12 protein-coding genes are annotated in these 13,766 nt (G+C 70.6%); 6 read left to right on the plus strand and 6 right to left on the minus strand.

Going from position 1 to position 13,766, the window contains the following annotated elements; genetic code table 11:
• Nucleotides 1-16: 16 nt before the first annotated feature.
• Both RAN62_RS12015 and RAN62_RS12020 read left to right on the plus strand, forming a co-directional pair.
• Nucleotides 17-403, plus strand: a complete 387-nt coding sequence (locus RAN62_RS12015) for a nuclear transport factor 2 family protein (RefSeq protein ID WP_305784646.1) — start codon at nucleotides 17-19, stop codon at nucleotides 401-403.
• A gap of 12 nt (nucleotides 404-415) precedes the next feature.
• Nucleotides 416-1,201 (plus strand): helix-turn-helix domain-containing protein, encoded by a 786-nt coding sequence (locus RAN62_RS12020; protein ID WP_305784647.1) that lies wholly within the window; start codon nucleotides 416-418, stop codon nucleotides 1,199-1,201.
• Nucleotides 1,202-1,276: 75 nt separating this feature from the next.
• On the opposite strand, the gene RAN62_RS12025 is transcribed toward RAN62_RS12020, so the two are convergent.
• Entirely contained in the window at nucleotides 1,277-2,056 is a 780-nt protein-coding gene (locus tag RAN62_RS12025; protein ID WP_305784648.1) for a DUF3472 domain-containing protein, read from the minus strand.
• Nucleotides 2,057-2,234: 178 nt separating this feature from the next.
• The gene (locus tag RAN62_RS12030; RefSeq protein WP_305784649.1) at nucleotides 2,235-3,647 is read right to left on the minus strand and encodes a cation:dicarboxylate symporter family transporter; all 1,413 of its coding nucleotides are present in this window, start codon (nucleotides 3,645-3,647) and stop codon (nucleotides 2,235-2,237) included.
• 101 nt (nucleotides 3,648-3,748) lie between these two features.
• Between RAN62_RS12030 and RAN62_RS12035 the strand changes: the two genes are divergently transcribed.
• Complete coding sequence (locus RAN62_RS12035; protein ID WP_305784650.1) at nucleotides 3,749-5,296, plus strand: sensor histidine kinase; 1,548 nt, start codon at nucleotides 3,749-3,751, stop codon at nucleotides 5,294-5,296.
• Nucleotides 5,293-5,976, plus strand: a complete 684-nt coding sequence (locus RAN62_RS12040; RefSeq protein WP_305784651.1) for a response regulator — start codon at nucleotides 5,293-5,295, stop codon at nucleotides 5,974-5,976. The genes RAN62_RS12035 and RAN62_RS12040 overlap by 4 nt, the downstream gene beginning before the upstream one ends.
• Before the next feature lie 27 nt (nucleotides 5,977-6,003).
• On the opposite strand, the gene RAN62_RS12045 is transcribed toward RAN62_RS12040, so the two are convergent.
• On the minus strand, nucleotides 6,004-7,008 hold the full coding sequence (locus RAN62_RS12045; protein ID WP_305784652.1) for a hypothetical protein: 1,005 nt from the start codon (nucleotides 7,006-7,008) through the stop codon (nucleotides 6,004-6,006).
• A gap of 122 nt (nucleotides 7,009-7,130) precedes the next feature.
• Nucleotides 7,131-7,496 (minus strand): hypothetical protein, encoded by a 366-nt coding sequence (locus RAN62_RS12050; RefSeq protein WP_305784653.1) that lies wholly within the window; start codon nucleotides 7,494-7,496, stop codon nucleotides 7,131-7,133.
• A 655-nt stretch (nucleotides 7,497-8,151) separates the two neighbouring features.
• Between RAN62_RS12050 and RAN62_RS12055 the strand changes: the two genes are divergently transcribed.
• Both RAN62_RS12055 and RAN62_RS12060 read left to right on the plus strand, forming a co-directional pair.
• A complete protein-coding gene (locus tag RAN62_RS12055) occupies nucleotides 8,152-8,274 on the plus strand; it encodes a hypothetical protein (RefSeq protein WP_305784654.1) in 123 nt (40 codons plus the stop codon).
• Nucleotides 8,275-8,727: 453 nt separating this feature from the next.
• On the plus strand, nucleotides 8,728-9,042 hold the full coding sequence (locus RAN62_RS12060) for a hypothetical protein (protein ID WP_305784655.1): 315 nt from the start codon (nucleotides 8,728-8,730) through the stop codon (nucleotides 9,040-9,042).
• 35 nt (nucleotides 9,043-9,077) lie between these two features.
• On the opposite strand, the gene RAN62_RS12065 is transcribed toward RAN62_RS12060, so the two are convergent.
• Both RAN62_RS12065 and RAN62_RS12070 read right to left on the minus strand, forming a co-directional pair.
• Nucleotides 9,078-11,399: a glycoside hydrolase family 3 N-terminal domain-containing protein gene (locus RAN62_RS12065; RefSeq protein WP_305784656.1), complete on the minus strand. Its 2,322-nt coding sequence runs from the start codon at nucleotides 11,397-11,399 to the stop codon at nucleotides 9,078-9,080.
• A 136-nt stretch (nucleotides 11,400-11,535) separates the two neighbouring features.
• Nucleotides 11,536-13,680 carry a transglycosylase domain-containing protein gene (locus RAN62_RS12070; RefSeq protein ID WP_305784657.1) on the minus strand — a complete coding sequence of 715 codons (2,145 nt, stop codon included), beginning with the start codon at nucleotides 13,678-13,680 and terminating at the stop codon, nucleotides 11,536-11,538.
• Between the last annotated feature and the right edge of the window lie 86 nt (nucleotides 13,681-13,766).

A 13,766-nucleotide genomic window follows, 5' to 3' on the forward strand; every position in this document is an offset into this window, starting at 1 on the left:
GCTAGCGTCGATCGGCATGAGCAATCCTCTGGTGGAGCGCCTGATCGGCGCCTTGAACAGTCGTGATCTGGATGCGGTGGAGTCCTGTTTCGGGCCGGACTTCGCGGGCGAGTGGCCGGCGCATCCGGGGCGGGACGTGCACGGGCCGGGGCAGGTGCGGCGCAACTGGGAGATGATCTTCACGACGTCGCCGGAGATCACGATCGCGATGACGGACGCGGTCGAGGTGGGCGACGAGACGTGGGGTGAGTGGCACTACACGCGGGCGGCCGGGCAGGACCTGCGGGGCGTCATCATCATCACGGTGCGTGAGGGGCTGATCCGGCGGTCGCGGTTCTACATGGAGCCCGTGGACACCGCCGATGCGGCGGTGCCGGGCGGGCCCCGCCTGGCGCGCGACTGACATCATGGGGACGTGCGGGCAGACGACGACTTCGGGACCGAGCTGCGTACGCTGCGGCAGCGGCTCACTCCCGGTGAGGCCGGAGTGCCGGCGTCGCTGCCCGCCGTCCGCCGCGTGCCGGGCCTGCGCCGCGACGAGCTCGCCGGGCTCGTCGGCGTCTCCGAGGAGCATCTGAAGCGGCTGGAACAGGGCCGGCGCCGGCCGTCCCCGGGCGTGGTCGACGCGCTCGCCCGGGCGCTGCGGCTGAGCCCGGGCGAGCACGTGCGGCTGCGGGCGCTGGCCGGCTTCGCCGCGTCGCCCGAGCCGGACGGCCTGGTCCCGCGCGAGGTCACCGAGACCGCCCGCCGGATGCTCGACCGGCTGACCGAGGTCGCGGTGTGCGTCTGCGACGCGAGCTGGACGGTGCTCGACGCGAACAAGCTCTGGCACACCGACGTCTGCACCGTGCCCGACGAGCCGGGGCGCGAGCGGAACGTGGTCTGGCGGGCGTTCACGGAGACCGGCCCCTCGGTGTTCCGGGCCCCGGACCGGCTGGCCGGCTTCCGTGCCACCGTCGTGACCGAGCTGCGCGACACGGCCCGCCGCTATCCGGGCGACGCCGAGCTGGCGTCGATGATCGCCGACCTGCGCGCCCGGAGCCCCGAGTTCGGGCGGCTGTGGGACGCCCCGCCCGCCGAGGGCGGCCATGCGGACCGGCTGCGTGTGCCGAGCCCGGTGCACGGCCACCTCGACCTGGACCTGGACGTGCTGACGCTGCACCCGGGCGACCTGCGCGTCGTCGTCTACACCATGTCCTGAGCCGCCGTCGGCGCACACCTTCCCGGCGGCCGCACTCGGCGCACACCCTCCCGGCGGCCGCCCTCGGCGCACGGCTCAGCGGCGGCCGCCCATGGTCACCTTGGCGGCGCGGGTGGTGCCGACCCGGACGAGCGACGTGGAGCCGCCGGTGCAGGTGCTGCGGGTGCTCCGGGCGAACGTGGACCCGTACTCATAGCGGCCCCCGCCCCGGGAATTGGCCGCCGGCTGCGTGAAGTAGGCCGTCGAGACGGGCACGCCGTCGCAGGAGCGCGCCGGTCCCCAGTACTCGCTGAAGTTCATCGGCACGCCGGTCAGGCGCTTCGACCGGGCGACGCGGATCTGGCCGATGAGCGTGTCGCGGCCGGTCCGGGTGTCCTGCACCCAGGCGCCCCACCACTGGCCGCGCGAGTCGGTCTCGAGCCGCCACACGCGGTAGCGGTAGAACCGGTCGGTGCGGATCGGGTACGCGATCCGGCAGCTCAGGCCGCTGCCCTCCCCGCCGAACGACCCGCAGCCCCGGCCGCGGATGCCGTTGGCGTTCCACAGCGAGAAGATCGCGGTGTCGCCGGACGACCGGTCGAAGCGGAGCCCGTCGGTCTGCAGCCCGGTGTAGCCGCCCTCGCCCGGGGTGGCGGCGAAGTCGAAGTTCAGCGCCCAGTACGTGTGGTGGGCCTTGCGGGAGACGCGGACCTGCTGGTCGACGTTCCAGAAGCCGCTCGCGCCCCGGAAGTTCCAGAACGCGTACATGTTGGCGTTCTGGTGCTGGGGCGCGGCGGCGGCCGGGGACGCGACGCCGGCGAGGCCGCCGGCGAGGACGGTCAGGACGAGCACGGTGCGGGCGAGGAGTCGTTTCATCGCCCCAGCGTGGGGTGGCGGATGAGGCGGGACCAGGGTGAATCCGCCCGGCCGACCCCGTTCGGGGTGCGCGCGGAAGGCGGAGGACGTGAACAGGCCCCGGGTACGAGACCCGGGGCCTGCCGCCGCGTCCGAGGGGCTCGCGCGGCTGAGGGAACAGCGGTCGAAGGAGGAGATGTCAGCGGGAGGCCGACGGTGTGTCCCCGGACGGGCCGGGGTCGGCGGCGGGCGGGCCGGCCGGCGCGGCGGCTTCGACCTTGGGCGGGATCGGATCGTCGCCGTGGGAGTCGGGGTCCATGGACGACTCGTCGAAGGGATCGCCCCCGCCGATCACCCGTTGCGCCTGGTCGCGGTCGAACTCGCCGGTCCAGGTGCCGATCAGGACCGTGGCGACCGCGTTGCCCGCGAAGTTGGTGAGGGCGCGGGCCTCGGACATGAAGCGGTCGATGCCGACGATGAGACCGACGCCGTCGAGGAGCTCGGGGCGGTGGCTCTGCAGGCCGCCGGCGAGGGTGGCGAGACCGGCACCCGTGACGCCCGCGGCGCCCTTGGACGCGATGATCATGAAGGCCAGCAGGGAGATCTGCTCGCCGATGGACAGCGGGTCGTCCATGGCCTGGGCGATGAACAACGAGGCCATGGTGAGGTAGATGGCCGTACCGTCGAGATTGAAGCTGTAGCCCGTCGGCACGGTGATGCCGACCACGGGCTTGCTGACGCCGAAGTGTTCCATCTTGGCGATCAGGCGGGGCAGCGCCGACTCGGACGACGAGGTCGAGAGGATCAGCAGGAACTCGCGGCCGAGATACTTGAGCAGCGCGAAGATGTTGATCCGGGCGAACACCCAGAGCAGCGCGCCCAGGATCAGGAAGACGAAGATGGCGCAGGTGACGTAGAAGCCGAGCATGATCGCGGCGAGGCTCTTGAGGGCGTCGATGCCGGTGGCGCCGACCACCGCCGCGATGGCGCCGAAGGCACCGATCGGGGCCAGCCACATGATCATGGCGAGGATCTTGAAGACGAGCCGCTGGAAGAGCCCGATCGCGCGCAGGACCGGCTGTCCGCGTTCGCCCATGCCCTGCACGGCGAAGCCGACGAGCAGCGCCACGAGCAGCGTCTGCAGCACCGAGCCCTCGGTCAGCGCGGAGACCAGCGTGGTCGGGATGATGCCGAGCAGGAAGTCGGCCGTGCCCTCGCCGCCGGTCTCGCCGACCTGCTTCTGGCCGGTCTCGGCGATCTCGGGGCTCAGGTGCAGGCCCGAGCCGGGGTGGATGATGTTGCCGACGATCAGGCCGATCGCCAGCGCGACGGTGGACATGAGCAGGAAGTAGCCGAGCGCCAGGCCGCCGACCTTGCCGACCTTGGCGGCCTGCCGCACGGAGCCGACGCCGAGCACGATCGTGCAGAAGATGACCGGGCTGATCATCATCTTGATCAGGTTGACGAAGCCGGTGCCGATCGGTTTCAGCTCGACGGCGAAGTCCGGGACTATGAAGCCGACGGCGATGCCGAGCAGAACGGCGCCGATCACCGCCAGATAGAGATAGTGCGTGCGGTCCCGCCTGGCCGGAGCGGTGGTCTGGTATGCCATGCCGCAGACTGTGGTGCAGGTCTCACTACGAGGCACGCTTGCGTTCATTCTGTTCATCGATCGGAAACGCTGCGACGAACAACGCGAAACACGGGAGTCCGATGAGGCGACGCTGGAGCATCGCGGGGCAGCTCTTCGCCCTGCAGGTGCTGATCGTGACGCTGCTGGTGGCCGCCGGGACGGCCGGCGCCGTGCTGCTGGCCCGCCGCGACGCCCGCAACGCGGCGGTCGAGGAAGTGACCGGCGTGGCCCAGGCGATCGCCCACTCGCCCTTCGTCGCCGACGCGCTGACCAGCCCCGACCCGACGGCCCTCCTGCAGCCCTACACCGAGGCCACCCGGCACGCGACCGGCACCGACTTCATCGTCGTCATGGCCCCCGACCGCACCCGCTACACGCACACGACGGTCTCGCTCATCGGCAAACCCTTCGCCGGTACGGTCGGAGCGGCGCTCGCCGGCGGCACGGTCATCGAGGAGTACGAGGGCAGCCTCGGCGACTCCTGGCGCACCGTCGTGCCGGTCCGCAAGGGCAACGACATCATCGGCCTCGTCTCGGTCGGCATCACCACCGACAACATCAACCGCAGCCTCCTGCGCCAGGTGCCCGCGGTCGCCGGAGCCACGGGCGTCGCGCTGCTCCTCGCCGGCCTCGGCGCCTGGCTGCTCAGCCGCCGGCTGCGACGCCTCACCCACGGCTTGGGACCGGCCGAGATGACCCGCATGTACGAGTACTACGACGCCGTCCTCCACAGCGTGCGCGAAGGTCTCGTGGTCGTCGACCGCGACGGCCAGGTGGCGCTGATCAATGACGAGGGGCGGCGGCTGCTGGGCGTACCGGAAGGGAAGCTGGACCTGCCCGCCGAGGCCGCCGAGCTGATCGCCTCGCGCCGGACCACCGTGGACGAGCCGGTCCTGGCCGGTGACCGGGTGCTCGTGGCGAGCCAGAGCGAGACCCGCTTCGAGGGCCGCAGCCTGGGCACCGTGCTGACGCTGCGCGACCACACGGAGCTGCGCGAGCTGACCGGCGAGCTGGAGTCGGTGCGCGGGCTCACGGCCGCCCTGCAGGCCCAGGCCCACGAGGCGGCCAATCGCCTGCACACTGTGCTGACCATGGTGGAGCTGGGGCGTACGGAGGAAGCAATCGATCTGGCCACCGCCGAGCTGGCGCTGGCGCAGCAGCTCACCGACCAGGTCGTCGGCGCCGTCGAGGAGCCGGCCCTCGCGGCGCTGCTGCTCGGCAAGTCGGCCCAGGCGGGCGAGCGCGGCGTCGAACTCACCGTCGAGCCCGACTCGCGCCTCGACAGCGAGCGCGTCCCCACCCGCGACCTGCTCACGGTGGTCGGCAACCTCGTCGACAACGCCCTCGAGGCGGTCGCGCTGGCCGAGCCGCCGCGCCGGGTGCGCGTGCTGGTCCGCCAGGACGAGCGCGAGGTGCTGGTCCGGGTCAGCGACACCGGCCCCGGCATCCCGGCCGACCAGGCCGACGCGGCCTTCCGGCGCGGCTGGTCGACCAAGCAGGGCCCGGGCCGCGGCGTCGGCTTGTCACTGGTCCGGCAGGTTGCCGACAGGTACGGCGGGAGCTACGCGATCGCCTCGGGCGGCGACGAGCGCGGCGCCACGTTGACCGTCAGGCTCCCCGCCTCATGAGTGACATCCGCGTCCTCGTCGTCGAGGACGAACCGCTGATCGCCGAGGCCCACCGCGCGTACACGGAAAAGCTCGAAGGCTTCACCGTCGTCGGCACGGTCCACACCGCCCGCGACGCCATGGCCTTCCTCCGCGGCGCCGAGGTCGACCTCGTCCTTCTCGACCTCAACCTGCCCGACAAGCACGGCCTCGAGATCGCCCGCGCCCTCCGCACCGCCGGCAGCCAGACCGACGTCCTCGCCGTGTCGTCGGCCCGCGACGTGGCGACCGTACGGCAGGCGGTCGCCCTGGGCGTGACCCACTATCTGCTCAAGCCGTTCACCTTCGCGGCCTTCCGCGACAAGCTGGACAGTTACGCCCGCTACCGGGCCCAGCTCCCCGGCACGGGCGAGGTCGCCGCCCAGCACGAGATCGACCGAGCCTTCGCCACCCTCCGCGGCCCGGCCCACGACTCCCTCCCCAAGGGCCTCGACCCCCACACCCTCGACCTGGTCCTGGCGGCGTTGCGCGGCCTCGCCCCGAACACCGGCCTGTCCGCCGCCGAGCTGGGCGCCCGCATCGGCACCTCCCGCGTGACCGCACGCCGCTACCTGGAACATCTCGCCGACGCCGGGCGGGTCGCACGCCATTCCCGGTACGGCGCCCCGGGGCGGCCCGAGGTCGAATACCGGCCGGCCTAGTCTTTGCCGAATGCGGCCCGCCGTCAGTCACCACATGCCGCGATCGATGCCTCTTTCCACGCCTGGCTCGGGCACCTCGGCGTTCTTCGGGTGCCAACTCCTGCCTTCGTCGTAGCCGTGCATCGATGCTCGGTGGATCACGACCGGCGCCATCGAGCGCCCCGCCGCAGCCTCGAGTAGCTCCGGCGAAGCTTCTTCTTCGGCACGCCTCACTTCCTCGGTATTCGGCTCCGCCTGTGTCAGATGGAGGCGGAACCGTCGGACGTGCTTCATTCCCAAGGTGACTGACTTCTGCTCGATGCGATTATCCGTTCCGAGCGTGAGGGCGCCCGCACCGCTGATCTCGTCGGGCTCTCCCGACGAAATCTGGTCGACCCGGCCGTATCCGATGGTTGCCGCCAGCCGACGTTCCGCCGGAGCGCGTCTCACAGCGTCGGTGATCGCACCGTACAGCTTGTCAGCCGAAGGCCGCGGGGACCGCACCGCGGCGAACAGATCCCGCACGATGCGAGTGTCCTTGGCCATCAACTGGCACAAGCGAAGCTCGGCACGACGAACGTCGAGGTTCTGGCGTGAGGTGACGGTGCGGTTGCGAGCGAACACGACTCCGGCGCATCCGACCAGTGACAGGATCGACGGGCGCTCGACGCGAAGTGCCCGGCTGGGTATCGACCGCGCTTCCGGAGCCGCGTGACTCATCCGTCGCCGGAGACAGGTGCGAAAGTGTTGAAACTCCCCGCGGGACACCGGCCGATGCAGGTCGCGTCCTTGATAGAAGTCCGCAGCCGCCCGTTCGATCGATCGAAGATCGGCCGACCGGACATTGAGCTGCTTGACGCGGTATCGGTAATGAACTCGAAGCTTGTTCGAAGTGCCGATGACGACTGTGCGGGATCGGCTGATCCTGAGCGCGTAAGAACTACGCATCTCTCCGCGCATTGTCGCGGTGCCGTTGTTAGGTGCGAGAACTTGAAGCTCAAGAGGCTTAGCGCGGACCGGCGTGATGACCCGGCCGAGCGACTTGGAGGGCATCGTCGACCAAGGCCCGGCGGCGGGCAGACCAGCAGCGCGAAGAATTCCGGTGCCGTCCGCGGCAACAGCTTGCGCATCGCCGGCTCTTACCCGTAGGAGCCGACGCCTGCGCCACTGGTACCTCACGACACTCTTTCGGTGCTGTTATTGAAGGTTTGGTGGATCGCCGCCTGCGGATGGTTGACGGTGCCTTGACCCCCGTAGATGTTGATGACGAAGTTTTCCCGAGCCGACTCGGCCTCCTGTACCAACACGTCGTCGTGGGACAGTTGCATACGTTCAACGATCCCACGCAGTGCGGTTATGACTTCGAGCAACTCCTCGTGTGGCGTTTCGACGTCCAGCGCGGCTTCCCTACCGCGTCGCAGTACCTTGTCGCGCAACCTTGCATAGGCAGTCATCACACTGTCCTCGCTGCCCCGCGACAGCGCCGCCACGGCGCCTTGACACATTGCCCCGACCACCACGCCGACCGGATCCGGATCCATGAGACCTCCTTGGAAGGATTCCTTCAGCATGCGGGTGAGTACTGCCTACCTGTATGCCAACTTCGGCGTTCGGCCGGAAGTCTCGCTCCGGAGGCGCACAAGACCGCCAAAACTCTGTAACCGTCGTCGCGCGGCGTGCGGCGAGACGCGCCTGAGCGGGCGTCCGATCCGGGAGCGCCGGATACACCATGGTCGGGGCCCCTGGAGGTCGCCCGGCTTGAGCGTCAGCATGTCCAGTTCGAGGCAGTGGCCGTGCACCCGGCTCGGCACCCGCAGCCGGTCCCCGTGGCTGCTCGACAGATACGCGTCCCATAAGTGGTTGATGGCCGTCCAGGTCGGCGTCCGGTGACTCGCGCCAGTCACCACCCGGCCATGCACCCGGGGTCCTTGATGAACATAGGTGTACGTCACGTCCACCCTGATGCGAGATCGGCCTGTCCGCCGGTTGTGATCACCATCGATGGCGTGCCACGCTTTCCGGTAGCGGGTGGCAGCACGCCCGACTTCCCCGATCCGAGGAGCTGTTCGTGACCTGACCCTTCCCGTTGAGGGAGTTCCCAGCCGGGCGGCACCTGCTCGAGGTGAAGACCTCGAGCGGAGTGTGTCCATCTCCGGATCGTCCGGTGATGGCAGGTTGGGAAAGAGGAGGGTCGTCGTGGATGCAAGTGATCGCGGAGGACGGACGCACCGCTTTCAGATCGTGGTCTGGATCGTCCAGCTGACCGCTGCAGTGGGATCCCTCATCCGCTCGGCGATGGAGGTCCGCGACTGGATCTGAGTGCTGCAGATGGGGCCGGACACCTGTGCGGCCCCATTTGTGTGCCACTTCGAAACCAGCGGCGCGGCTCAGAGGCGGCGGATGGCGGCTTCGGCGTCGGCGAGGTCGCGGTGCGGACGAGTTCGATCGCCCGGACGCGGCGGCCGAGCAGGGCGAGTTCTTCGACCTGCCGCCGTACGTCGGCGTCGAGGACGACCGACGGGGCGTTCCCGGACCGGCGCGGAGCGGGCGGGCCAGCCTTCTTCATCTGGGTGCCGACCAGATCGTCGCCGCCGCCGCGACGGGAGGGGGCGATGACGGCGGTCAGCAGGACGACCGCGCCGAGGAGGAGAGCTGCGGTCAGCACGGGTGTCAGCGTAGGGCTCCCAGGAAAGTGACAGGCGCGGTTCAGGGTGGGCTCGACAGGCGGGGTTACCTTGGGTGATGGACGGCTGGACCCAGGGAGAGGGAACGGTGAGCGGCTTCTTCAAGCGGTTGGTGCTCGGCATGGTGGCCTCGAAGCTGGAGCGCAAGGCCCACCACGGGCACAACCCCATGGTCAACGGCATGCTGCGCGAGGTCAACCATCGCCTCGGCCGCCAGCACCACTACGGGCAGTACGGCCACCCCGGCTGGCAGGGTGGCCCCGCCGGCCCCTACCAGCATGGCTACCACGGGCACTACCGGCGGCGGGGCGGCGGGTTCCACGGGCACTACCGGCAGCGGGGCAGCGGCTACCACGGGCACTACCGCTTCCACGGGCACTACAAGAAGCGGCGCTTCTGGTGATCAGGAGCGCCGGCCAGCACTGCGCCGGCTGGTGATCAGGAGCGCTCCGGCGTGATCGTGACCGGCGTGTCGAGGACCCGGTTCGGGCCGACGACGCGCCGGTCTCCCGTGAGCGTCACGGTCGCCGACAGCGGCAGGTCGGTCACCGACGGCCCGGCGAAGAGTTCCACCGCGCCCGGCTCCACGACCCGCCGCAGATCACGGCCGATGAAGGACGTGCGGTCGGCGTGCACGGTGAAGGTGACCCGGGCGGCGGCGCCGGCGGCGAGCGGGACCCGGGCGAAGCCGATCAGCTGACGCAGCGGGCGGGTCACCGGGGCCTGCACGTCGTGGGCGTAGAGCTGGACGATCTCGGCGCCGTCGCGGGGGCCGGTGTTGCGGACCACGAGCGACACGTCGAGCGAGCCGTCCGTGGCCGTTTCCGTGGCGCTCAGGCCCAGGTCGGCGTACTCGAATCGGGTGTAGGACAGCCCGTGGCCGAAGCCGAAGAGGGGCCGCGGGTCCAGGTTGCTGACGCCCTCGCTCCATGTGCCGAGCGGCGGCTGCAGGTACGTCCCCGGCTGCCCGCCCGCCAGCCGCGGCACCTGCACCGGGAGCTTGCCGCTGGGGTTGACCCGGCCGCTGAGCACGCCCGCGAGCGCCGGGCCGCCCTCCTCCCCCGGCATGAAGGCCTGCACGATCGCGGCGGCCCCGGTGAAGTCGCCCAGCGCGTAGGGGCGGCCGGAGACCACGACGAGGACGACCGGCGTACCCGTGGCCAGCAGGGCCGTGACCAGCTCGGCCTGGACGCCGGGCAGGGTCAGGTCGGGGACGTCGCAGCCCTCGCCGGAGGTGCCGCGGCCGAAGAGCCCGGCCCGGTCGCCGACCACCGCGACGCAGACGTCCGCGTCACGCGCGGCGGCCACGGCGGCCTCGATGCCCGTACGGTCCTCGTCGCGCACCGGGCACCCGGCCTCCAGCACGAGGGAGTCGCCGGGCAGTTCCGCCCGCAGCGCCGTCCACAGGGAGTCGGCCTCGACGCCGATGCCGTACTGCGGGTAGTCGCCGAGCACGTGGTTCGGGTAGGAGTAGCAGCCCATGAACGCCTGGGCGTCGTCGGCGCACGGCCCCACCACGGCGATCCGGCGCGGCGCCGCCCCGGGGGTCAGAGGCAGCACGCCGGTGTCGTTGGCGAGCAGGATGATCGAGCGCTCGGCGATGTCGCGGGCGAGGGCGCGGTGGTGCGGCGCGTCGAGGTCCGGCACGGGGCCGCCGGGGACCGCGTAGTCCGGGTCGAGCAGCCCCTGCTCGGCCTTCTGCACGAGGACGCGGCGGGCGGCGCGGTGCACGACGTCGGGGTCGACGAGGGCCAGCACATCGGGACCGAAGCCCGCGGTGTGCGGCAGCTCGACGTCGACGCCGGCGGTCAGGGCCAGCGCGCCCGCCTCCGCGGCACTGCCGGCGACGCGGTGCATGGTCTGCAGGAACGGTACGCCCCAGTAGTCGGAGACGACCGCGCCGGTGAAGCCCCACTCGTCGCGCAGGATCCCGCTGAGCAGCTCGGCGTCGGCGGCCGCCGGGACGCCGTCGATCTCCGCGTACGAGTGCATGACCGACCGGGCCCCGCCGGCGCGGATGGCGGTCTCGAACGGGGGCAGGATGATCTCGCGCAGCTCGCGGGGGCCCATGGGCACCGGCGCGTGGTTGCGCGCCGCGCGGGAGGCCGAGTAGCCGGCGAAGTGCTTGAGGGTCGCGACGATGCCGTGGGTCTCCAGCCCCCGCACGTACGCCGCCCCGAGCATCGCCACCAGGTGGGGGTCCTCGCCCAGCGTCTCCTCGACGCGCCCCCACCGGTAGTCGCGCACGACGTCGAGGACCGGCGACAGGCCCTGGTGGATGCCGACGGCGCGCAGGTCGTCGGCGATCGCGGCGGCCATCCGCTCGACCAGCGCCGGGTCGAACGTGGCGGCCCAGGCCAGCGCGGTCGGATAGACGGCCGCGCCGAGCGTGGTGAAGCCGGTGAGGCACTCCTCGTGCATGATCGCCGGGATGCCGAAGCGGTTGCCGGCCACGACGACGGCCTGGAGCTCGGCGACGCGCTTGCGGCCGTCGGCGGCGGTGACCGGGCTGGTGCCGAAGGGCCGGGTCACGTGGCCGAGGCCGTGCTCGGCCAGCTCCTCGAGGGTGCGGTTGCCCGCGGCGAAGACCTCCTGCATGGGCGCCACCTCGCCGGTGCTCTCGGTGGCGAAGCCGGGCCAGGCGCTGCCCAGCTGGGCGAGCTTCTCCTCGAGGGTCATCGCGGCGAGCAGCGCGTCGGCCCGCTCCTCGCTCGAACGCTCCGGATCGGCCCACACCGGGGCCGGGTGCACTGCGGTCATGACACTCCCCACCGAAAGTTCCGGACATCTTCCGGACGGTGCCCGCAGTCTCTCCCGTCCGGTCGCCGCCGCGCAAGACGGAAACGGCGCCGGTGACCCCGAGGGTCACCGGCGCCGGTCGCTGAAACTTCCGGGGTCACTCGCCGGGTTTCTTGAACTCCTCCACCGGCTTGTCCTTCATGTAGTCGGCCATCGTCCGGTAGACCGCCGGGTTGACCACGCCGTGGTCCATCCGGTCGCTGTGGTTGGAGTAGTCGGGGTTGACCAGGTAGCCGGCCATGACCGACTCCTGCGTGCCGACCACCAGCGAGGCGGTCTTGTCACCGTCGGTGGTGCCGGTCTTGCCGAAGACCGGGTGCCCGACCACGTCCCGCACCTGCGGCGCGGTGGCCCCGCCGCAGCTGCCGAGCTGGGCCTGGTCGCCGAGCGGGCAGCGGGCCGCGTCGAGGGCCGAGCGGGCCACGTCCTTGGTGGTGGCCCGGGTGCAGCTGGGCTGGCCGGCGGCGACCTTCGAGCCGTTGGCCGCGGTGATCGACTTGACCGGCGTCGGCTTGCAGTACATGCCGTCGGCCGCAAGCGTCGCATAGGCGTTCGCGATGTCCAGCGGCGTGGACAGCGTCACCCCGAGCGTGAAGGCGCCGAAGAGGTGCGCCGAGTCCTTCGTGGCCACCAGGTCGGCGTCGGCCTTGGCCCGGAACTGGATGCCGAAGCGCTTCGCGACGTCGACCACGTTCTCCGCGCCGGCCTGCTCCTCGAGCGGCACGAAGTACGTGTTGACCGACTTGCCGAAGCCCGTCCACATGTTGAACGTGCCGGCCTCCTTCTCCGACGCGTTCCGCGGGCACCAGTACGACGTGCCGGGGCAGGCCGCGTCCGAGCTGGGCGAGATCGGATAGATCGACTTGTACGTCGAGCCGGCCGTGATCGAGTGGTCGAGCCCCATGCCCTTCTCCAGGGCGGCCACCATCGTGAACATCTTGAACACCGAACCGGCCTGGTAGCCGGGCAGACCCGTGCCACCGGTGATGATCGGGTTCGTGGTGTAGGGGTACGTGGCCCGCACGCCCTTGTCCGCCAGCTCGGGGTTGGAGCTCAGCGGGTTCTTCGGGTCGGACGGGTCGTCCAGCTTGTACTTGCGGTTGGCGGCGAGGGCCTGCACCTGACCCGTGCCGGGCTGCACCGCCGCGAGCAGCAGTGCGTTCTTGCTGTCGTCACTGGTGACGTCGAGGATCTCCTTGCGCGCCGAGGCCTGCGCGTTGAGGTCGAGCGACGTGACGACCTTGTAGCCGCCCGTCTTGAGCTGCCGCTCCCGCTCGTAGGAGTTGGCGCCGAACGCCTCCTGGCTCATCCACCAGCGCACGAAGTAGTCGCAGAAGAAGCCCCAGTTGTTCTTCTGCACCGACACACAGCCGTTGCCGGGCCGCTTGGTCGTCTTGCCGAGCTTGACCTTCTTGGCCTGCGCCGCCTGGTCGGCGGTGATCATCTTCAGGCTCAGCATGTTGTCGATGATGTAGTTGCGCCGGTCCAGCGCCTGCGGGTAGCCGCTCGCGGTGGTGGGATCGAACGCCGTCGGCGCCTTCACCATGCCGGCCAGCAGGGCGGCCTCGGCGATCGACAGGTCCTTCGGCTTCTTCTGGAAGTAGACCTGGGCGCCGGCGTAGATGCCGTAGGCCCCGTTGCCGAAGGGCGCCATGTTGAGATAGCGCTGCAGGATCTCCTGCTTGGTCAGCTCCTTCTCGAGCTGCATCGCGTACTTGATCTCGGTGATCTTGCGCTCGGGGCTGTCCTTGGTGGCGTCGATCGCCTCCTGCGGCGTCTTGGCCGTGTAGGCGAGCGTCATGCGCACGGTCTGCATCGTGAGCGTCGACGCGCCCTGCTGCGAGCCGCCCTTGTTGTTGTTGACGAAGGCGCGGGCGACACCTTTGAAGTCGACGCCGTTGTGCGTGTAGAACTGGTGGTCCTCGGCCGCCACGATGGCGTCCTGCATGTTCTTGGAGATGTCGTCGAGCGCGACGTCGCTGCGGAACTCGTCGTACATGACCGCGAGCTGCGTCTTGCCGTCGGCCGCGAAGATCCGCGTCACCTGCGGCGCGGCCGGATCGGCCAGCTGGCTGGGCAGCTCGGCGAAGCCCTCGGAGCCCGCCTTGGCCGCCAGGCCCGACATCGCGACGGCCGGGAACGAGGCGGCCGCGACCACCACGCCGGCCAGCAACCCGCAGACCACCAACGATCCGGTGTTGGCGAAAAGGGAGCGATCGCGTTTTCGGGTCCAGAAAGTCACCCGATCCACGTTAGCCACGGAGATCCAGCACCACCTCTCAGGGTCACCCCTTTTGCCCACTTGTTGCGACTGTCCTTGCGCCTTGC

The organism is Symbioplanes lichenis (genome assembly GCF_030709675.1).
Lineage (GTDB): Bacteria > Actinomycetota > Actinomycetes > Mycobacteriales > Micromonosporaceae > Actinoplanes > Actinoplanes lichenis.